The organism is Spiroplasma endosymbiont of Phycita roborella, assembly GCF_964031195.1.
In the GTDB taxonomy this organism is placed as follows: Bacteria; Bacillota_I; Bacilli_A; order Mycoplasmatales; family VBWQ01; genus Spiroplasma_E; species Spiroplasma_E ixodetis_A.
This window is the reverse complement of the sequence record NZ_CAXIQJ010000004.1, coordinates 398,624-420,756: the sequence shown is the minus strand read 5'-3', so window position 1 is coordinate 420,756 and position 22,133 is coordinate 398,624. Positions and strand designations below refer to the sequence as shown.

The 22,133-nt window shown below is 22.3% G+C and carries 21 protein-coding genes and 2 pseudogenes; 10 read left to right on the top strand and 13 right to left on the bottom strand.

Annotated elements, in window-relative coordinates; genetic code table 4:
- Positions 1–6 precede the first annotated feature (6 nt).
- The 4 genes from AAHM95_RS04375 to AAHM95_RS04360 all read left to right on the top strand — a co-directional run bounded on the left by AAHM95_RS04375 (position 7) and on the right by AAHM95_RS04360 (position 2,265).
- A complete protein-coding gene (locus tag AAHM95_RS04375; RefSeq protein ID WP_252318892.1) occupies positions 7–369 on the top strand; it encodes a hypothetical protein in 363 nt (120 codons plus the stop codon).
- Positions 370–636: 267 nt separating this feature from the next.
- The gene (locus AAHM95_RS04370) at positions 637–759 is read left to right on the top strand and encodes a hypothetical protein (protein WP_256468302.1); all 123 of its coding nucleotides are present in this window, start codon (positions 637–639) and stop codon (positions 757–759) included.
- A 217-nt stretch (positions 760–976) separates the two neighbouring features.
- On the top strand, positions 977–1,798 hold the full coding sequence (locus tag AAHM95_RS04365; RefSeq protein ID WP_342274220.1) for a hypothetical protein: 822 nt from the start codon (positions 977–979) through the stop codon (positions 1,796–1,798).
- 65 nt (positions 1,799–1,863) lie between these two features.
- A complete protein-coding gene (locus tag AAHM95_RS04360; RefSeq protein ID WP_342274219.1) occupies positions 1,864–2,265 on the top strand; it encodes a hypothetical protein in 402 nt (133 codons plus the stop codon).
- A 97-nt stretch (positions 2,266–2,362) separates the two neighbouring features.
- On the opposite strand, the gene AAHM95_RS04355 is transcribed toward AAHM95_RS04360, so the two are convergent.
- Positions 2,363–3,304: a hypothetical protein gene (locus tag AAHM95_RS04355; RefSeq protein WP_342274218.1), complete on the bottom strand. Its 942-nt coding sequence runs from the start codon at positions 3,302–3,304 to the stop codon at positions 2,363–2,365.
- 289 nt (positions 3,305–3,593) lie between these two features.
- Between AAHM95_RS04355 and AAHM95_RS04350 the strand changes: the two genes are divergently transcribed.
- Positions 3,594–4,046: a hypothetical protein gene (locus tag AAHM95_RS04350; RefSeq protein ID WP_342274217.1), complete on the top strand. Its 453-nt coding sequence runs from the start codon at positions 3,594–3,596 to the stop codon at positions 4,044–4,046.
- 1 nt (position 4,047) lies between these two features.
- On the opposite strand, the gene AAHM95_RS04345 is transcribed toward AAHM95_RS04350, so the two are convergent.
- Entirely contained in the window at positions 4,048–5,193 is a 1,146-nt protein-coding gene (locus AAHM95_RS04345; RefSeq protein ID WP_342274216.1) for an Mbov_0401 family ICE element transposase-like protein, read from the bottom strand.
- Between the two features lie 226 nt (positions 5,194–5,419).
- Between AAHM95_RS04345 and AAHM95_RS04340 the strand changes: the two genes are divergently transcribed.
- A complete protein-coding gene (locus tag AAHM95_RS04340; RefSeq protein WP_342274215.1) occupies positions 5,420–5,713 on the top strand; it encodes a hypothetical protein in 294 nt (97 codons plus the stop codon).
- 97 nt (positions 5,714–5,810) lie between these two features.
- On the opposite strand, the gene AAHM95_RS04335 is transcribed toward AAHM95_RS04340, so the two are convergent.
- Positions 5,811–5,972, bottom strand: coding sequence for a hypothetical protein (locus AAHM95_RS04335; RefSeq protein WP_342274214.1), 162 nt, complete (start codon positions 5,970–5,972; stop codon positions 5,811–5,813).
- Between the two features lie 524 nt (positions 5,973–6,496).
- On the opposite strand from AAHM95_RS04335, the pseudogene AAHM95_RS04330 reads away from it, so the two are divergent.
- Positions 6,497–7,411 (top strand): annotated as a pseudogene (locus tag AAHM95_RS04330) (IS256 family transposase); the annotation flags it as partial.
- A gap of 24 nt (positions 7,412–7,435) precedes the next feature.
- On the opposite strand, the gene AAHM95_RS04325 reads toward AAHM95_RS04330, so the two are convergent.
- Positions 7,436–8,553 (bottom strand): IS3 family transposase gene (locus tag AAHM95_RS04325; RefSeq protein WP_342274212.1). Its coding sequence is split into 2 segments (ribosomal slippage): positions 7,436–8,283 and positions 8,283–8,553, totalling 1,119 coding nucleotides; the frame shifts between segments, so codons are not numbered across the junction.
- Between the two features lie 77 nt (positions 8,554–8,630).
- Here AAHM95_RS04325 and AAHM95_RS04320 point away from each other — a divergent pair.
- Positions 8,631–8,876 (top strand): annotated as a pseudogene (locus tag AAHM95_RS04320) (transposase); the annotation flags it as partial.
- A 184-nt stretch (positions 8,877–9,060) separates the two neighbouring features.
- Here the strand turns inward: AAHM95_RS04320 and AAHM95_RS04315 are convergent.
- The gene (locus AAHM95_RS04315) at positions 9,061–9,357 is read right to left on the bottom strand and encodes a hypothetical protein (RefSeq protein WP_342274211.1); all 297 of its coding nucleotides are present in this window, start codon (positions 9,355–9,357) and stop codon (positions 9,061–9,063) included.
- A 181-nt stretch (positions 9,358–9,538) separates the two neighbouring features.
- Between AAHM95_RS04315 and AAHM95_RS04310 the strand changes: the two genes are divergently transcribed.
- Positions 9,539–9,709: a hypothetical protein gene (locus AAHM95_RS04310; protein WP_342274210.1), complete on the top strand. Its 171-nt coding sequence runs from the start codon at positions 9,539–9,541 to the stop codon at positions 9,707–9,709.
- A gap of 85 nt (positions 9,710–9,794) precedes the next feature.
- Here the strand turns inward: AAHM95_RS04310 and AAHM95_RS04305 are convergent, their stop codons facing one another.
- Together AAHM95_RS04305 and AAHM95_RS04300 are read right to left on the bottom strand one after the other, a co-directional pair.
- Positions 9,795–10,781, bottom strand: coding sequence for an OTU domain-containing protein (locus tag AAHM95_RS04305; protein WP_338978706.1), 987 nt, complete (start codon positions 10,779–10,781; stop codon positions 9,795–9,797).
- An 861-nt stretch (positions 10,782–11,642) separates the two neighbouring features.
- Complete coding sequence (locus AAHM95_RS04300; protein WP_342274209.1) at positions 11,643–14,711, bottom strand: DNA polymerase III subunit alpha; 3,069 nt, start codon at positions 14,709–14,711, stop codon at positions 11,643–11,645.
- Between the two features lie 296 nt (positions 14,712–15,007).
- On the opposite strand from AAHM95_RS04300, the gene AAHM95_RS04295 reads away from it, so the two are divergent.
- Entirely contained in the window at positions 15,008–15,298 is a 291-nt protein-coding gene (locus AAHM95_RS04295) for an ankyrin repeat domain-containing protein (RefSeq protein ID WP_338978710.1), read from the top strand.
- Between the two features lie 524 nt (positions 15,299–15,822).
- Here the strand turns inward: AAHM95_RS04295 and thiI are convergent.
- The 6 genes from thiI to AAHM95_RS04265 form a co-directional block, all read right to left on the bottom strand.
- Complete coding sequence (gene thiI, locus AAHM95_RS04290) at positions 15,823–16,995, bottom strand: tRNA uracil 4-sulfurtransferase ThiI (protein ID WP_342274208.1); 1,173 nt, start codon at positions 16,993–16,995, stop codon at positions 15,823–15,825.
- Positions 16,996–17,018: 23 nt separating this feature from the next.
- Complete coding sequence (locus tag AAHM95_RS04285; protein ID WP_342274207.1) at positions 17,019–18,713, bottom strand: hypothetical protein; 1,695 nt, start codon at positions 18,711–18,713, stop codon at positions 17,019–17,021.
- A 44-nt stretch (positions 18,714–18,757) separates the two neighbouring features.
- Positions 18,758–19,531 carry a type III pantothenate kinase gene (locus AAHM95_RS04280; protein WP_281748037.1) on the bottom strand — a complete coding sequence of 258 codons (774 nt, stop codon included), beginning with the start codon at positions 19,529–19,531 and terminating at the stop codon, positions 18,758–18,760.
- A 2-nt stretch (positions 19,532–19,533) separates the two neighbouring features.
- Positions 19,534–20,208: a diadenylate cyclase gene (locus AAHM95_RS04275; protein WP_252320291.1), complete on the bottom strand. Its 675-nt coding sequence runs from the start codon at positions 20,206–20,208 to the stop codon at positions 19,534–19,536.
- Between the two features lie 213 nt (positions 20,209–20,421).
- Complete coding sequence (locus AAHM95_RS04270) at positions 20,422–20,574, bottom strand: hypothetical protein (RefSeq protein WP_338976226.1); 153 nt, start codon at positions 20,572–20,574, stop codon at positions 20,422–20,424.
- A gap of 508 nt (positions 20,575–21,082) precedes the next feature.
- The gene (locus AAHM95_RS04265) at positions 21,083–21,886 is read right to left on the bottom strand and encodes a Pr6Pr family membrane protein (RefSeq protein ID WP_342274206.1); all 804 of its coding nucleotides are present in this window, start codon (positions 21,884–21,886) and stop codon (positions 21,083–21,085) included.
- Between the last annotated feature and the right edge of the window lie 247 nt (positions 21,887–22,133).

Here is a 22,133-nt window from a genome sequence, read left to right as displayed (position 1 = left end):
AAAAAAATGAAAAGTCTTAAGTTATTAACTTTACCTAAAATATTAATGCTAATTGGTGCTGTATGAATTATTGTTTTTAGTTTATTGTATGCAGCGGGAGTTATAACTTATAGTTTCTATGGCTGAAATGAAAATGGAGCTACATTAGTTATAATAGGTATTATTTATATTCTAATACCATTTTCAGTTAAACCTGGATTATGATCAAGACTATGAGCACTATTTATATCATTTCTTTCAGTTATAATAGTTATTGGTTTATTTGTTGGCAAAGATGTAGATTATAAGTCAACATGAACTTATATTAATGCTTTACCACATATTATCATGGCGTTTGGCTCTATTTTATGAATATTTAATAGTAAATAAGTCATAAAATAATTATTAATAACTTAAAATATTGGTTAAAAATAGTATTAAACCAATTTTTAATAAATAATTAATAATATTTTTAGAGTTTATTTTCAACATAAATAATAAGAAAAAAATATTATAATAGTTATTAATTATCAAATTTTATAAAAATTATTAATTGATGAGTGGCATAACTACCTTTTTGTTTTCATCAAAAAAGCATTTTTTATTAATGATGCTATAATTTTAAGCATTAATAAAAAAAATAAAGGAGATTGAGATATGAAAAAAAGAAAAGTATTACATTGTTCAAGTTGTAATAAAGAAATTAATGGTAATGATTTAGCTTCAAACTCAAAAACAGCAAGAAAAATTATGAAATGCCCAGAGTGTGCTAATCAATAATTTTTTGATTATTAATAAAATTTATATTATTATCAATAGTCCTTATCAACTAATTTTAAAAATTTTTACTGATTGTTTTAGATTTCTAAAACAATTTTCATCTTAATTGTTAATAAAACAAATTATAAATAAAAACAATACTAGTCTATATCTATTGATATCAAAGGCAAGAATATAAAGAACTTATTTCTGAAATCAAAATATGGAGGAGTATTATATGTCTAAAAAAAATAAAAATTCAAAAATTATTGCCGGAATAATTAGTTCTGCGGTTTTAATTAGTGGTGCAACTACTGGTATTTTATATAATTCTGAAATGGAAGAAAATATTGAAGAAGAAATTGAAATTGAAAAGAAAAAAAACTTAGAAATAATTTTTCCTAAAGGAAAAAGAAATTTAGGTAAAATTTATATTGGACAAAACATAACTGCTATAAATGATGATGAAAAAGTAAAAAAAGAAATTATAGATATTTTTAGTAATAAATATAATATAGATGTAACTAGTTTGGAAATTAAAATTGTTAATAACCAAAATCAAGCAATAATTACTTCAATAAATGAAGATATTTATATTGGAACAGTAAAGCTTAAATATAGTCCTAATAGATCTTTTGTAACGTTAGATTATATTGTTCCTGATTTGAATATAAGAGATGAACAAGTTCCTACTTATTCTTATCAACATCATCAAGAAATTTTATTTGGAAAAAATGATATTTTAAATGATAATGAATTTAAAAATTTACCTGCTGTAAATGATTTTATTAATATTTTAAATGAACAAGTTAAATTTAAAGCAAATGAAGAATCAAATAATGCTTTTAAAAAGTTGGAAAATAATAATGATAATTTTGAAAATTTTGAAGATTTAAAAAAACAATTTAATGATCATCATCTTTTATTTGATGGCAAAATTGATTTTGAATCATTTATTAAAACAATTAGTAATTATCATATAAATGCAAACATTGATGAATTAAAAACAGCAATATGTCGTTTTTATAATATTTTAGCTCAATTATATGGAAAAAAATAATGTTTTTAAAATGTTAGAAAAAATTGAATTAGATCAAAAATTGTGAGAACAGTCTAAAAATAAATATGTCAGGAGAAGCATATTTTGGTTCTTGTAATAATAATATGTGTAATACTAAAATAATACTTGATACAGATATTTTTAGAGATATAAAGTATGGAATGGAAGTTATGGTACATGAATATGGTCATATTTTGGATTCTTTAATTCGTAATAAACAAAATAATAATTTTGATGCAAGAAAATATATGATTTCATTATTAGCAAAAGGAACTAAGATTAATAATAAATCTTATCAAAAACTTTTAAGTTATGGTATTGTTAGAAGTTGATATGGAAGAACATCATATATTGACTTATTTCCAGAAGCTTTTGGTCGTTGAATAATGACTCCTGAACAAAATCGTGATCTTGGATGAGAAAAATTAGATAAATTTTTTCGAATAGATTTACTTAAATTATTATAATAATAAAAAATATATCTTTATAATCATAATAAGGACAAAATAAACTTTGTCCTTATTATTAATTTTGTTTATTAATTAAAAATTGTAAATAAAGTTATTAATTGTTCATTATGTTATCAAAATTTATGTTGTTTAATGCAATGTTAACATATGTCATACGACCAAATGAAGAATTTAAAAAACAATACCATTGAAAGTAAATATTATCATTATCATGTCAAAGATCTAAGTTAAGAGCAATTTCTGTTCCTCATCCTCCACCATCTTTAGTATTAATATAAGCAATAAAAAGAACATTAGCATTACCGAGGTTTTTATATTGTTCAATTTTTGCAGTATTAGTTGATAGTGTTGGACTACTTTCAATTCCTGTTGAAGTTGATACTTTGAAATATGAATTAATAAAACAAAAAGTTGGATACATATTACTGAAGGTATTTCAGTCTCTCGCATAATTGCTTCACTTAAGAATATTATAAATATTAGAATTATCAGTAGCGATTGATGTTCCATTATGTCAATCTGAAAAAGAATAATTTATTTTATCATTAATAATATTATTAGTGTTTTTTCAATTATTATAATAAATAGCAACTAGATTATTACTTTTATCAAAAATTCAATTTAATGAATAGTTTTTAGTAGTTAATGTTAGTGGTGATTTATTCAAAAAATTATAAACATTTTGATTATCAATAATTAAATTAATAATGTTACTAGTTAATTGATTGTTAATTTGCCCTTTTAAACTAGTTTGATTAATAAAATACATTGCTAAGTTATTAGCTATTGTCTTACTAATTTTATTATCATGTGTTGCTTTAGCAATATAATATAAACCTAGTGTTTCATTTAGATTATTGCTATGTTCAACTTTATCAGCACCTGCTTGATTAGAAATATCAATATGTTTTTCAATATCACCTTGTTGAATATATTTTCAATTATTATAACCAGTAAAGTATGAATCAGAATATTCACTTTTACTATATGGATTATAATCATCTTTAATAATAGTTACTTTTTTGTGGCTGTTCATTTCTTGTTTTGTATTTTCAATATTTACTTTATCTTTATCAGGAATATTTATATTAGGGTTATAAACTAGGTTACCATAGTTATCTACTAAAAAAGTATTGGGAGATTGTCAAAAATCCGGAATAAATTAAATCTATATAGTCTTATTATAATTTAGACAAGAAATAATTTGGATTTTTATGAAATTATATTTAAATAATATAATTTTTTTAAATTTATTGCAACTAAAATACTTATAATTAAATTTAGTAAGTGCTAAAATTTTAAAGTAAATTAAGGAGAATTTAAAAATGAAACTTAAAAAATTACAGTTATTAACTGTATTAATATTTATTTTAACTATTTTAATTATGATTGCAGGATTATTATTACTAAGTTTATTTCATGGAAAAGAAGTAGTGACTATTAAAAATAATCATTTATTTAAAAATACAAAATCTTTAATTTATGAATATAATGGGTTTAATTTATGAAGTAAATATAGTTGATATTACATATTAACTAATAACAATATTTGCCTTAATAATTTTGGAAGTTATTATATTATTCATAATTTTTATAATTATTCTTTATTATGGTTAAAAGTTGGTATTATCTTTTCTACAATTGTAGTTCCAGTTTTTGTGTCTATAATTTTGTCATTAACATTCTTAATTATTGGTTTAAAAAGAAAAATGAAAAATAATAATTTTTGAGATGCTATTGCAAATTGTGAAATAATAAGTAATTATTACATTCATTAAATTATGTTTCTAAATTTATCTTATTACATTTAAAAATAACCATTTTAATATAAATTGAAATATTATAAGTTCTATTACCAAGCATTTCTTTCAAAACATGTCAAATATTTGTTTCAGTATAACAACCAATATTTCATTTTGCACCTTGATTTTCAATACCTTGTTTATTATTTTTAAAATATTTTTTCTTTAATTTTTTATGATTATCTAATTCTTTATATAAATAGTTAATTAATTGTTCATATTTACCATTATTAATTAAATTTTTACAGTGATTATATTCTTTTAAATATTTTCCTTTATTTCCCGCCATTATACCAAGATATAATGTTCTAATTAAATGGAATTTATCTAAAACAAACTGTGCACCTAAATAATCAGCAACTTCTTTAATTCATCCTGCACTATCACCACAAATAATAATTTTTGCTTGTTCAATGTTTTCATAAAATTTTTGACAATGTTCTTTAACAAATTCAGCAGTCTTTTTAACTCCAATTGCTGTTCTTGTGGGTCTTATAATTGCTTTTACTCTTTTATTTTGTACTTTGTGATTAATATTATCTGTATATGTTACTATTAATCGCATAGAGTGTTTTATACCTTTACGTTTAAAATTTCAAAATTTTCGATGACCATCATCAATTGCTACAAAAATAGGTTGATTTTTTTCTAATTTTACTTTTACTGGATTTGCTTCAACTATTTCAAAATTTTTAAAAACTCTATGAACACTACTAACACTAATACCTGCTTTTTTACAAATAGCACAAATATCACGATATCTTTTTCCATCAGCAAAATTTTCAATAATAGTGTCTTCAATATCTTCACCAATTCTTTTATATTTAGGTAATTGTAGTATTTCATCAACTAAACAAACACGAATTCATTTTTGTAATTCTTCATCAAAATATTCATAAATTCTTCTTTTATAAGTTACCATTCCATATAATGTTTTTCTAGTTCGATATTGATAGTCAACAATTTTATATTTCTTTTTATCTCTTGTTTTAAATATTTTTCTATCTCATTTTTCTCATTTATTTTTAAAATGTTGTAAAATTAATTTATCAATTTTAGGATATTGTTCTTTATAAGTTCATTTATAATTAAAATCAATATTAAAATCCATATTAAAATTCATTTTTTCTCCTAACCATTTTTTTAAATTTCTAAATTTATTGTAAATATTTTTAAAAAAACTACTTTCATATTTAAAATATAATAAACAAGTGCAATACAATTAATAGTATAGGTCTCACAAAATAACGCCTTTAATTTAGGCGTTATTTTGCATTTAAAAGCATACTTGTAAAAATAATCAAAAATAGTACAATTTAAAAGTAAAATCAAGGAAAAAAGGAGAATTTATGAGTAAAAAAAGAAGTAAAGTTCGAAAAAAAGTAAAAAGTAAGCAAAAACAATTTCAAAAAATGAACAATAATTTTGATGAAGAAATTGTAATTTGTCAAAGAAAAGGATGCAATAATATTTCAGATAATATTGTTCATGTAGTAATTGATGACGAAGAATTAGCAAATATTTTTACATGTGAAGAACATGCAGATGAATATGAAGATAGATTTGTACCTGAATTATTAGAAAATATCAAAAAAATAGAAAATGATGAAGAAATTAATAATGCAGAACATTTAATAAATTAAAAAGGAGTAATTTAATATGAAAGTATGAATAAAAACAAATTTAAGTAAAATAACATTAGCATTAGCACTAACTGGTGCTACAACTGGAACAATAGGATTAATCATGGGGTTTACATTCTTCAATAAATTCTTTATGACCACAAACTAAATTATCTTTTTTTAAATCATCAATCAGTTTAATTAGTCCTATTTTAAATTCAATATCATCACTGTCTGGTATGCAAATCGTTCCTCTTTTAGTTAAATATTCTTTATCCATATTTATACCTCCTACTTAACCTAATATTTAAAATACAATCATAACAAATCGCTTTACTATTTTTATCTCTTAAAAAAATATTTTCTTGTTTTTATATCATTAGTATTAAAGAATAAATAATCTAATTTATTTTGTTTACATGTTCAACAAAAATATTTTTTCATTATGAGTTGAAATTTCCTTATAAGAAGTAACTAGATAATTAATTGGTAAATCATCATGTTTATATGGATTATTTAGTTTAAAACCTTTTCTGTTTTCTTCTCACGTAATGTTATATTTAAAACAAGGATTAGTAATTTTAGTTTTGTTATCTGTTATTTCACCTATAAATCAACTATTATGCTGTTCATAAAATTTTAATGGTTCAAGTTTTATATCATTAAGATAATATTCTTTTGGAGCAGTTGGTTTATTAACAGTTATTTTTGGAAATGTTTAGTAATCTGTGTAACTTACAAAAATAACTATGTTTAATTAATTCTAGTAAATATAATTAAATGACTAGAAAGAGTGAGTTACAGATAGCTAAAAAAGATAACTTTAATAATAATGATCCAATATCAAAAGCAGTAGATTTATTACTAGAAAATACTGAAGATTTAACAACAGTTTTTAAACCTGGCGGTTTATATAAAGAATTAACAAAAAGATTAGTTGAAAAAATGTTGAATTCTGAAATGCAAAATTATTTAGGATATGAAAAAAATCAACATAGTACTACTGAAAATGCTCGTAATGGTACAAGTTCAAAAAAATTAATAACTCAACAAGGTAAAATTGAAATTGATGTACCAAGAGATCGCAATAGTAATTTTACTCCTGTAATAGTTCCTAAAAGGCAAAGAAGATTTGATGGTTTTGATCAACAAGTTCTTTCCTTGTATGCAAAAGGAATGACATTATCTGACATTAGAATGCAGTTGCAAGAGTTATATCATGGTGCTGATATTAGTGAAAGTGTTATTAGTCAAATTACTGATGATGTTATTGATGATGTTAAAGCATGACAAAATCGACCATTAGAAAGTATTTATCCTATTGTTTATTTTGATTGTATAGTAGTTAAAGTACGACAAGATAAACGGATTATTAACAAATCAGTTTATATAGCATTAGGAGTTGATTTAGAAGGCAAAAAAGATGTTTTAGGATTATGAATTAGTGAAAATGAAGGTTCTAAGTTTTGATTATCTAATTTCACAGAAATGAAAAATCGTGGCTTAAATGATATTCTTATTGCTTGTAGTGATAATTTAACAGGCATGTCAGAAGCAATACAATCAGTTTATCCTAAAACAGAACATCAATTATGCATTGTTCATCAAATTAGAAATAGTTTAAAATATGTTTCATACAAACATCGAAAAGGTCTAGTTGCAGATTTAAAACCAATTTATAGTGCATGTAGTGAAGAACAAGCAATGCAAGCTTTAGAATTGGAATGGCAACCCTTTTTAGGACTATTTTTTGGTAGACATTTGTTTTTGATAACTAACTGGAGTTAGGTAGTTTAGAGTACTGTGAATTCTTATGTTGTTATATCAATTGATGTAATCAAATAATTCTAATTTTAATTGGATTAATGATGTAAAATTTTTATCATTAATAAATTCAATTTTGAAAGTTTTAAAAGTTGCTTCAGCAACAGCATTGTCATAAGGACATCCTTTTTTGCTTAAAGATCGAGTTATGTTGAAAGCTAATAAAAGTTTATCAATAGTTTTATTATTGAATTCATTACCGCGATCAGTATGAAATATTTCAATATCTTTTAAACAGTGATTTGATTGCATAAATGCTTGATATACTAATGATGCATCTTTTTTAACTCCAACACTATGTCCAATAATTTCGCGGTTAAATAGGTCGATTAATAGGCAAATATAGTTTCATTTACCATTAACTTGAACATAAGTTAAATCACTAACAATAACTTCATTTTTAATTCTATTATTAAAGTTTCTATTAACAAGATTGGTTATTTGACTATCATTGACTTTATTATGATAATTTTTGAATGATAATTTAGTGTATTTTGATATTAAATTATGCTTATTCATAATTTCTTTAATTTTTCTGCGTGATAAATAAATTTCTTGGTTTGCTAGTATGACTTTTAATCTTCTAGTACCATAAACTTCTTTATTTTCTTTAAAAGCACTAATAACAGCTTGTTCATAAATATTATTTTGAATTTTATTTTTTTTCTTTAAATTAAAATAATATGTTGATTTAGAGAGTTTTAAAAAATGACACATTGTGCGAATTTTATATTTAGATTTATTATTTGCAATAATCTCTACTTTCTGCCTATTATTAGTGCTGCTTGCTTTAAAATATCAATTTCCATTCGTAACTGTTTTAATTCTTTATTTGCTTGAATTAATTGTTTTTCTAAATCTGAAAGATTATCTTTAGTTTTAAAACTACTTGAATTAGTAAATTGCTTAATTCAATTGTAAGTAGCTGCTCTTGTAACATTGTATTCTTTAACAAGGCAAGATACTGATTTGCCACTTTGATATAAAGCTACTATTTGTTTTTTAAATTCATCTGAATATGAGTTAATAGTGACCATAATTATAATTCCTTTCTTTTAACTAATTTGTTCACTTGTCTATGTAATTAGTGTCCAATAAAGTGTAACCCATCCATTTATTAGCTTTCAACATAACTCGATCTTTAAGCAAAAAAGGATGTCCTTATGACAATGCTGTTGCTGAAGCAACTTTTAAAACTTTCAAAATTGAATTTATTAATGATAAAAATTTTACATCATTAATCCAATTAAAATTAGAATTATTTGATTACATCAATTGATATAACAACATAAGAATTCACAGTACTCTAAACTACCTAACTCCAGTTAGTTATCAAAAACAAATGTCTACCAAAAAATAGTCCTAAAAAGGGTTGCCATTCCATTAACTTTCTCCTACTTGGTCACTGCGTGTAGTAGATATTTAAAGGATGTTAATAATAAAAATTTTAAAATTTTACAATTACAAAAAAAAGACAAGAATTTTATTCTCGTCTTTTGTCATTTATTTTTAATTCAAGGGTTTAAAAAAGAAAGGAGCTATTTTTAAAACTTTTTAGTTATCGACATCTTCGACACGCTCCCCAAATTTAATACCGAAAAAACAGTTCTTGATGAAATCATTAAACAAAACAAAGATGTAACTGCTAATGATGTTGAAATTAAAAACTTCAAAGCAGCATCAGAAGGAACTGCTGGTTCAGCAGAACTACATGCTAAAGCCGACAGTAAATATACAGGAAAAGTTAACATTACAATTACAAAAATTGATACTGAAGAAGAAAAATTAGAAAAAATTATTAAAAAAATAAAAACAGCCGCTGATAAAGAAAGATATGGCAAGGAATATGTTAAGGCATATAAGGAATATTTTGCATTTCTTCAAAAATCTATCGAAGCAAAATTTAAAATAGATCCTTGAATTATAGATGTAAAACCTACAGAAATAAATAAAGAAGAAATTTTTACAAAATTAGAAAATTATATTAGACAAATTAGAATATCACATTATAAAATTGGATTAATGGAACAAGGAATTTATTTTCATTTTAAACCAGAACAAATGATAATTACTGATAATCAAGAATTAAAACTTAATAATTTGTGAGTATTTTTACATAATTATGATGAAAACAAACATTTACCAAATTCTTTTTTTAATATAAATACAACTATTAAATACCAAGTAAAATAAATTTAAAATATACTAAAAATAACCAAATATTTGGTTATTTTTTATTAATATAATAAATCAATAAATATAAAATTGATAATACTAATTAATTAGTATTTGCATTAGTACTTTCTTTTAATAATTGTTGATCTCCTGTTTTTGAACTATTAATTATTGGTTTAATAAATGATTCAAAAACCAGATTAGGATTTGTAAATAATTGATCTTGATTATTTAATTCAAAAATAGATTTTTCTAATATTTCATTTTTTTGATGTGCTGGTACTTTAATTATATCTTCAATAAAAATATCAATTATAGCATTTTGTGTTTCTTCATTAATTTCTTTATCAGACAACTGATTTTTAAGTTTCAATCTAGCATTAATTAAAAAATCAGCACTTTCCTCTCTTGGAAATAAAATACTTTCTTGAAAACTATTATTACTTGAATTAACTTCAAATGAAGGCGTCACTACTTTTGTAGTTTCTTCCTCATTCCTTTTTGTTGGTGTTTGATTAGTAACATTTGAAAAATATTGATAATGTCGAGCTTGATAGTATAACTTCACCTCATTATTAGCAATTACATTATTATCTGGTTCAAATCTTTCCCTACTTGCAACATCAAAATCTTCATTAATTCTAATAATATTACAATTTAAAATATTACAAATTGCTTCAATTTCAACAGAACCTGTTATTTCGCCATTTTTTCTCATTTGTTCTAAAGTTTTTCTTATTTGTGTATCTTCACTATTGTTAGGATACAATTCTTTATTTTTTTTATTGATTTCACTTTCTAATAACATTGATCTAAAGTTAGCTTTATTATCTGGCCGTTTTGTATCTAAATTTGTTTCAATATAATCACAAATACGATTACGAAAGACTTTAACTAATTTTTCATTTTCTTTATCAGTAAAATTAAAATCAGCAAAATTAAAAATTCGTTCTCAACCGATTTCTATACCAAAAAGTGATTTATATCTTTTTTTAAATTGGTTTTTATTGGTTTTAACTTGTTCTAAATATGAAACAATTACTGCTCATAATAAACAATTGCCATCTCTTTGTACATCTTTAATTGCCATGGTAATGTGTGCTCCTTTAAAAGAAAAATAGTTACTTTAAAATAAAATAATAAACTAAAATTTTAAATAAATATATTGGGATTTTAATGCTCGTTGCTTTGCAATTCATCACAAAATTGGTAATAAATATTACTACTTATAATATAACAAAAAAACAAAAAAATAATAGCAAATCATTATTAAAATATTATATATAAATATTTTATAATTTAATTTTATTTAATAAAAAATATATTATAATACTTTCCTAACAAATAAAATTAACCTATAAATAAAATATAAGGAGATTTTTAAAAATGAAAATTCAGAAACTTAAAAAAATAAATTTAATAACACTATCACTATTGATTTTAACTATTTTGGTTATATTTACATCTTTAACCCTAATAGATTTTTTTAACATAAAAAATGATATAAAATATATTCCTTCTTTCTATAATTATTATCAAAAACAAGAAATAATAACAAAAGAAAATGGTTTTAATTTAATAAAAGAACGTGGTTTAATTTATATGTTAACTAATAATAAATTATATTTTTGTAAACATTACCTCTTCCAAAATATTGTTGAAAACTATAATCTTAAATCATTAGTACAACTAAAAATTGGAATTGTTTTTGCTATAATTTTAAGTCCAATTTTATTATTTATAACTATATTACTAATTTTTTTAAATATTTATTTAAAAATAAAAAAAGTAGATAATAACTTTTGAGATGCTATTGAAAATTGTGAAATTATTAATAATTATTATGTTCATTAATTTTTTATTTATTATTAGAAATTAAAGTAAGAAATTTAAAAACTATTGATTATATTTATTATTTAATATAGTAAGCATAGATAAAATTATATGCTTACTATAAATTTTTAATTACTCTTGATAAAATTAACTGAATATTATCATTATAAATTTCTACCTTTCCTTCCATTAAAATTACTTTATTAACTTGTAAATATTCTTGGTATATTTGATATAACTTTTCAAAAACCGTTACTTCAATAACATTACTATCATTTTGCATTTCAAAGAAAGCCATTAATTTTTTAGTTTTAGTTTTAATTACTCTAATATTATTGATAACTCCATATACTCTAACATGTTGATCAACATAATTATTAATATATGCTAAATCAATAGCTTTATTATGAGGATCTAATTGTTCTTTTCATAGTAATTTAGGATTATATTTTAAATAAAGTCCTAATGCACGATGTTCATTAATACTATTATTATTTCAATCATCTTCTCTTTGTAACATAATTGGTTTAGCAATTAAATTAAAATTTAATGATAATTCGCCACTAGTTTCATCTTTTACCTGCACCATATTGGCATATTCTAATGCAGCATCCAAGTTTAATAATAACATTGTTCGATTTGATTGAATATCATCTAAAGCACCAGCGGCAATTAAATGTTCAATGTTTTTACGATTCAAACCAATAAATATTGCTCGAGCACAAAAATTAAAAAAATCTTGAAAAAATCCATTACTAGTACGTTCTTTAATAAGATTACTACAACTACCTTGACTCATTTGCTTAATTGCTTGTAAACTATAACGAATAGCTTTTTTAGCATCATCAATTAAAAAATCAATGCCAGAAAATTGAATTGATGGTGGTAAAACTTTAATTTGATATTTTTGACATTCATTCAAATATTGTAACATTTTTTGATCATTACCAATAACACTACTTAATAACGATACCATAAATGCCAATGGATAATTTGCTTTTAAATAAACTAAATAATAACTAATTAATGAATAAGCAACAGCATGAGATCGATTAAATCCATAACTAGCAAATTTTTCAATATCTTCTCATATTTTCTTAACAACTCTTGATGAATAACCTCTATTAACAGCACTTTTAATAAATGAGTTTGCTTGTTCTTTCATAACTGTAGTATCTTTTTTACTAATTGCACGACGAATTAAATCAGCTTTTCCTAATGAATAACCAGCAACTTTCTGTAAAATTAATAATATTTGTTCTTGATAAATAATAATGCCATAAGTTGATGCTAAATAAGTTTTTAAATCTTCATGAATATACGTAACTTTTTGTTTTCCTAATTTACGATTAATATAATCTTGAATGTACTCTTGTGGTCCAGGACGAAATAAAGAAGAACTAGCAATAATATCTTCTAAGCTATCAACTTTCATTTTAATTAAAATTTGACGCATTCCTGAAGATTCCAATTGAAAAATACCGGTTGTATCACCATTTTTAATAATGCTAAAACTTTTTTCATCATTTAAAGGAATTTGAGATAATTTTAAATTTAAAAAATAATGTTTACTTACTTGTTGTAAAATATTTTGCAAAATAGTTAAATTACGTAATCCTAAAATATCCATTTTTATCAAACCAAGAGCTTCTAGGGTTTGCATTGGAAATTGCGTTTGATAAATACCTTGAAATCCTAATTGTAATGGAATAGCAGTAACTAATGGTGCACTTGTAATAACGATTCCTGCTGCATGAGTACTAGTTTGTCGTGGAAAACCAAGAATTTCTTTGGTTAAAGTAAACAATAAAGGATACTTATTTGCATATCATGCTAATTTTGGTGATTGTTTAATAGCCATATCTATTTCAAAATTATATTGAATTGGTATTAATTTTGTCATTTCATTAATATCTTCAATATTAACTTGAAAAACTCTTCCCAAATCACGAATTGCCATTTTACTAGCAATTGTTTGAAAAGTAACAATATATGCAACATGTTCTTTGCCATATTTTTGATGAATATATTTAATAACTTCATCTCTTCTTGTATCTTCAAAATCGATATCAATGTCTGGTAATGATATTCGTTCTGGATTTAAAAATCTTTCAAAAATTAAATTATAAGCAATAGGATCAACACCAGTAATTCCTAAAACATATGCCACTAAACTACCAGCAACACTTCCTCTACCTGGTCCAACCATTATATTCTTGCTTTTTGCAAATTTAACATAATCATTAACAATTAAAAAATAATCAGCAAAACCCATTTCATTAATTACTTGTAATTCATATAAAACTCTTTTAACGTATGTTTCAGGAATTTCACGACTTTGAAAATGCGCTTCTAATCCCTGCTTACATAATTCTTGCAAATATAAATTACTAGTAAGATTATTAGGGCAAGTAAATTTTGGTAAACTTAATTCTGCACTATTTGGCTTATTTTTAGGAAATTTTAAATTACATAATCAAATAACCTTTTCAATGTTTTCAATAATTTCATTTGGATAATGTTGCATTAAATCTTGTTTAGTTTTATATAAAAACTCATTACTTTTTGATAAATCTTCTGATTTTAATGTTTTTTGTTCTTTAATAGCTTGTAAAATTTGATAAATACGATGTTGTTTTTCATCTAAATATAAAACCAAATCAATTGGAATAATATTAGATGTAATCGATTTTAATAAAGTAATATTATCCATATCACTAGGTACTAAACCAAAATAAACTAGTTCATGACCTGTTGAATTTAAAATATCATAATTATTTTTAATATATCTAATATTTTTGTTATTAGCATGAATAATAACTAAAACTTCACGTGTTTGATTAAGATATTTTTTTACATCATTAGTAGTAACAATATTATTATTAGTACTAATAATAGTAGAAAGTTCTATTAATCTTTGATAACCAGCATATGAAGTTGCCATAATAGTTAATTCAACTTTATCACTAGCACTTTCTCAAACACAATTTAAACCAATTAATGGTTTAATTTCATTCTCTATACATAAATTACAAAATTCATAAGCACCATACATTATATTTTTATCTACTAAAGATAGAACTTTTAAATTATTTTTTTTAGCAAATTCAATATAATCACTTATTTTAATAGTTGATGAAAGAAATGAATAATTAGAACGAACATTTAAATTAACTATATATTTCATACTATCCCCTACAATTCTTGAATGACTTATATTACAAGTTAATTTTAACATCATTTTATCTTGCTAGGTTATTCTTAAGTTATTGTTTTCAATACAAAACTATTTAAAACACTTAAAATAAACATTATTTTTTTCAATAATTAATAATAAATAACTTGGAAAAATTATAATATATTTTTTGCATATTAAAACCAATAATATGATAAAATCTGCATAAACTTAATATAAGTTTTCAACTTATTACTTCATTTTAAAGTAAGTGAGTTTGTTATTTTTAATCAAATAAGGAGAAAAAAATGGACATTCAAAATATTAATTTAATAAAAGCTGCTAAAAGTGGTGATCTACAAGTAATTAAAAAAATAATTAAAAATGGTGGCAATGTTAATTATATATGCGATGATATAACCGCTTTAATATGAGCAGCGCAAAATGGTCATTTAGATGTAGTTAATATCTTAATAGATAATGATGTTAATATTTATCATGTAGTTAAAAATAGACCTGATCCTTGAATATTAAATAATATTAATGGACAAATAATTATAGCCAAATATTTAAAAACAAATGGTTATTATAACTACTAGATACTATTGAAAATGGTGATACAGCTTTAACAATAGCTGCTAAAAACAAACACCCAAAAATAGTTGAAAGATTAGCCTATGAAATTTATGAACAAGAAATAAAGCAACGATATAAATTTGGATTACCTACTATTCTTAATGTTACAACCAATAAAAATAATTTTGAAGTTAAATCTCTTCAAGAATTAGCAAATGAAGTACAAAAAATAACAACCAATATTGATTTTAGAGAACCAAATCCATATCAAAAATTACAAATAAATTTAAAACTTGCTCAATTAGAAATTGATAAGAAAAAAATAAATGAAATCAATAAAAGAATTGAAAAAACAAAATTATTAGTAAATGAAATAAATGCAATCGATTTACAAAATCAAGCTTCAACAAGTAATCAAAATACTTATTGTAATATTTTATAGTTTACTATTAAAAAATAACAAAAAGAGTGAAGTTTCACTCTTTTTTTATATTTAAAGTAAATAAACTACAATTTATTAAAACTATTAAATTATTAATAAATTTATTTATATTTTTTCAATATCTTTAAAACTATTTATTAAAATTTGTTCTCAATCAATTATTTGCTTTAAATCATTTTCTAAAAGTTCACATTCTTTAATCTTTGGTTGTGTAACAGGGTTTTTGGGAACAAATAATGAACAACAATCAGCGAATGGTAAAATTGATGTTTCATAAGTACCAATTTTTTTAGCAAGATTAATAATATCAACTTTATCTTCGGCAATTAAACTACGCAAAATTGGTAAATTGCTAACAATATTAATAGCATTAATACTTGCTAATGTTTGTGAAGCAACCTGACCAATTGCTTCACCAGTTGCTAATGCTTGAATTTTATATTTTTCTGCAAATAAACTAGCAATTCTAATAAACATTCTACGCATTAAAGTAATACGATAACTTTCTTTCTTAATATGACTTAATTCATTTTGCAAGTTAGTAAAATTGCAAATATATAAATTTTTACTACCAGCATTATAAGGTGCTAAAATTTGAACTAAAGTTTCTACTTTTTTTAATGCTGTTGGTAAAGTAAAAGGTGGAGTAGCAAAATATAAATATTGAACTTGTAATCCTCGTTTCATTAATTTATATGCTGCTACAGGGGAATCAATACCACCGCTCAATAATAATAACACTTTCCCTGAACTACCTACTGGAAATCCACCAGCACCAATAATTTTATTTGCAAATAAATAAATATCATCGTTATTAACTTTGATATTTATTTTTAAATCAGGATTAGTAACATTAACTTTTAAATCTGTTTTCTTTAAAATTATAGAAGCTATAATTTTAACTATTTGTTCTGAATTTAATGAAAAACTCTTATCACTACGACTAACAAAAAGTTTAAATGTTTTAAAATTTGTTAGATCTTGACTTAAAATTAATGATATTACTTTTTCTGATAATATTTCCATATTTTTAGCAATTCTAAAAGCAGGTGATAATGAACTAATACCAAATATTTTCACCAAAATATTAATAACATCATTCATTACATCAAGAGATAAATTGGTTAGTTCCATCCGATCATGAAAATGAATAATATTTATTTGTTTATAATCACTAAGAGCATACTTAATATTTATTTTTAATTGTTTAATAAAATCAATCCGATTTTTACTTTTAGTTGTTAATTCACCATAACGAATAATAATAATTGGTACCATTTAATTTTCCTCTTTTTTAAAATTTATTCCATTAATTCCAATAATAATGTTAATGCTTTTTGATTATGATTATTAGTGATATTATTTTCAATTTCATTAAATTTACTATTAAGTTGCTGATTAATTGAACGATGACGATTAGCATAAACAAGAGTTAAATGTGATAATTTATGAATAGTAATTTCCATTTTTAATTCAGTATAAAGATGAAAAATTTTATTTTGTAAATCATTAAATTTACTAAAAGAAGAATTATCATAATTTCCATTTTTAAAATTTAAAATAGTATCATTTATTAAATATTGTAAATCACTAAACTTTTCTTTATAAATTTCATTTAAATAATAAAAATTAATATTATTTAAAATATTATCAATTTGTAACATCATTGAATTGATTTTATCAACATAAGTTTTAAATTTAATTTTTGCTTTATTTTGTTCATTCAACAATTTATTATACTCTTTTAAACTATTAAAAACAACAATACTATTTTCAAATAACGCCGCTAATAACATCACTAATGTTTCATAACTAGTATTTTTTATTGATTTTTGATGTTCTATGATTAATAAATTATCAAAATGATTAACAGTAGCAAGTTGTTTATTAAAAATAGTTTCTAAGTTAGTTATTTTGCTATTTTCTATCATTTTAGAATTAATTTTATTTGAAAGAGCAATTTCATTTTTAATAGTTTCAAATATTTCATTAAAATTAAAACTCATAACTAAAAATTTTTCATAATTTTGTTTAAAAATATTATAAAATATTTGTTCTTTATCAATTTTATTACTAAAAGTAGCAATTAATTTTAATATTTCTTGAGTGTTAACCTTAGCTTTTTTGTATTGTAAATTATTAATTTGTTTATTAATAAAACTTAACTTTTCATCAACGTTTGCTACTAATTGTTCGTATTGTAAAAGTAAAGTATTATTTATTTTTATCATTTGATATTTATTTTTTAAGGCAGCCATTTTCTGTTTAATTTCATATGTTATAATATAACGAAGTGTTGTTAAATTATCTAAAATTTCTGCCAATGTTACAACAGCAATCGCAATCTCACTTAAAATAGTAATAATTTGACTAACATTAATAGCATTAATATTTGTTTCTAATTCTTTAAATATATCATTAATTATCTTAATAACTTCATCTAATTGTTCTCGATTAAGATCGTTTTGTAAATTAATCTTGATCATTTGATCTTGTAAATAATTAAAATTTTGTTTAAAAAATAATTGATATTCTCGTAATAATTGATCAATACTAATAAAATAATCTATTTCAATTGTTAATAACTGCAACTGATTTTTTAAATTATTACTCTTATTATGCATTCTATACATTAATTTATATCTTTTTCATAATTCTTTATTATTTTGTAATTTTAAAATTTGAATATAATTTTTAAAAACCTTATTTAAATCTTTTTTTAAAAAAAGATTATAACGACTAATTCAAATTCCTAAAATAGAACTATATTGTTCATTTGCTTGTACCATTTGATTAATACGATTTAATCTTTCTTTAATATTAATATTTTGAATATATTGCAAATTTTTATAAACCATAAATTGTTTATTTTTATACGAACTAAAAATTACTAATAAACTTGTTAAAACGATAATAGTAAAAATTAATAAACTAATAATAGTTATTATAATAATTTGTGCACTAGTTAATTTATAAATTTTTATTAACATTAACATAGTTTTTTTCTCCTTTCCTTATATTTTAAATATATTAAAAGATATTAATCTTTTATTTTATTATTACTTCTAAAATATTTAATAATATCAACTAAACCTAAAAATAACATTTGTGGTTCATAAATATAAGAAAAATCAAAATAAGATTTTAAAATTGGTACACTACCTCCTGTTAAAATTACAGGTAAACTAATATTTGTTTCATTTTGAATCCTAACAACTATACTATTAATCATTGCACTAAAACCATAACCATAACCAATTGATAAAGCATGATTAGTATTTTTACCTAACATTGATTGATAATGTTGCATTTCAAAATCGACAAGTAAAGCAGCATTATCAATCAATGCATCTTTACTTGTACTAAATCCAGGTCCAATAATAACGCCAACCAAAACATCATTAACAACAATACTATAGGTAGTAGCAGTTCCCAAACTAACAACTATCGCATTGTGATACTTAGTATAAGCAGCATATGATAATGCTATCAAATCACTACCTAATTGGCGATTTTCTAAATTAAGTTTTAAAGGTAAAGAACTTAGCAAATTAAAATCAACAATTAACGGTTTTAAATTATATGTAAAAACAATTAATTTTTCTATTATTATTAAAAAATTTGGAACAACACAACTAATAACAGCTTCTTCAAAATGTAATTTTTTATTTAATTTAAATGCTTTTTTCAATTGATCAATTGCAGTTTTACTTTTGGTTTCTATTACTGCTCATTGTTCAATAATTTCACTATCATAAATCATAGCAATCTTAATTAATGTATTACCAATATCTACTAATAACAAACTTTTCATTATTATACTTGTTGAACCATTTCTTTAGTTGAAGCTAATTCATCATATAGTGTACGAACAAGATTATTTAAGTTTTCAACTTGTAAAAACTTACCACTACGAGCTATTGAAACAGAACCATTAGTTTCACTGACAATAACTGATACTGCATCGGTTTGCTCTGATATTCCAATAGCAGCACGATGACGTGAACCAAATTGACTAGATATTTTTTTATTAGTTAGTGGAAAATAAGTAGAGGCACATTCAATACGACCTAAACGAATAATAACTGCACCATCATGCAATGGTGAACCTTTAATAAAAATAGACTGTAATAGTTGTGAAGTAACTTCACCATCAATTTTTACTCCCAAATCAGTATATTCATTTAATGAAACATTCCTTTCAATAGTAATTAGTGCTCCAATTTTTTCTTCTGCTAATTTAATCACTGCTTCTGCTAAAACACTTGCTAACATTCTCTTTTCTGAAGTTGCTAGTAGTTTCATATGAGATTTATTTCTTGTTGTTCATCAAACTTTTTTACCACGAATAAAAGTATTCATAACTATTAAAATAAGAATTGTCATTAATAAAGAAATGGTTATTCCAAATAAAACCGCTATTTCAGCAATAACTGTTCCAATATCTGCTGAAATTACAGTCGAAATAATATTTAACGGTAATACACTCATATTAAATACCACCATTCCTTTATTTTTTGATTCCACTACTTTAATTATAAAGTAAAAAAATTATTTTTGATATTATTAGTATAACAACTTATCATAATTTACAAAATACTCCTTTTAAATTTATTTTTAAAAGGAGTATTAATATTACTAATAATTTTAGATTTTACCTTATATAAGTTTATAAAATTATTATTTGTTAATTATCTTTATTTACTATAAATTTGGTACAGTGTTATGAACATTATTTTTATTTACTACCGATAATGTTGGTAAATTCTCATTTACTTCTGCTTTTATTAAAAAATCATTATCACTATCTTTACTATTTTCTCTTGAAGATAATTTTTGTTTTAATTGTATTATCATTTTTAATGCATTTGATAGTTTTGCTAATTCCTTTAAAGATAAAAATACTTCTTACAATATTTTTTAAGAAATGAAATTTATTAATCTTTATCAATAAAAATACTATACATTCATTGTCTTTAATCATTTCTTTTCTATATTTTTTTATTTAGTTTTTATCTAATATTTTTTAAATTCTCTTTTCACAACGTAAAAATACTTTACGTTATAATCTACTTTTTAATTATAAATAGTACTTTTAGCAAATTATTTTGTTATATTCTTTGATTTAACTTTATTATTTTTATTTAAATTTATGACTAACACAATTATGCCTGTTTTGTTTTTAAAAATGAATACACACTTAAAGATTATTCTAAACCTACCTTAATTGTTAACCTTTATTATAAATTAATAATATTAGTATATTAAAGTATTCTATAATTAAAATTAACAAATATAATAATTGTAATCTCTTTTCATAAAACTATAAACCAAACGAAACACGATCATAGCAAGATTTGTTTTTTTATTTTGTTGTATCATTTAAATAATATGTATGATATTTTCGTTTTAATTGTTTTAAATTAATTAAATTAAATAAAGTTGAAATACTAAAAATAATCAAAATAATTAATAATGCAGTTATTAATAATCATATAGCCCCTGGAATACCATAAAAAGATTTGTGAATGTTTAAAAAGAAATATTGATAATCTCAAACCTTTCCTGCTTGTCAACGAAATTCACCACGAATTAACATTATAACTGCTCAAATAACTGGATAAATATAGTACATTCACATACGCTTTTTTCAAAATTCTTTAGTTGTGAAAACACTACCTTGTTCTCTTGGCATAATAAAAAAGTAAATAATCATTATAATTGGAACTACCATATGTTGGACAATATTAGTAAATCATGCATAAAAGGTTTGTAGTTGATTTACTAAAGTTGGTAATAACATAACATTAAAAACAATACCTGTAATAGTAATAAAAGTTGTTACTGCTAAAGTCATATATTGGCCAAATCATTTACTATTAATTCTACCTTCTTGTTCTCAAAAAATAGCAGATGATATTAATCAAATAATAACAAAAACATTAGTTTGAATTGTAAAAAAAGAAAAATAATTTAAAATAAAATCTCCTTTATCTTCAGTAAATCACATTCAATTTCTAGCATCTTTTTTTTGTTGATCAGTTACAGTAATTCCATTAATTAAAGGTGATAATAATCCATATAATAAAACTGCTAGAAAAAATAAACCAAAACCTAATTTAAAATAAAATTTTCAATCCTTAATACAATCATATCAACTTAAATCCATAATATACTTCCCCCTTTGTTTAATTGTAACACTTATTAGTTTTTAATAATTTTTAATACCAAAACTTATTTCAACACTTTTTTTCTTTTAGCACTACTTATAATTTTTACTTTTTATTAATCCAAAAATACAAATTTTGGCTGATTCTGGTTACCAAAATTACAAAAAAATCATAAAAAACATTTTTAACATTTAAAAAGTTTACAAAAAATCTATTGCTTTAAAATTAAAGAAATAGGATTTAAAA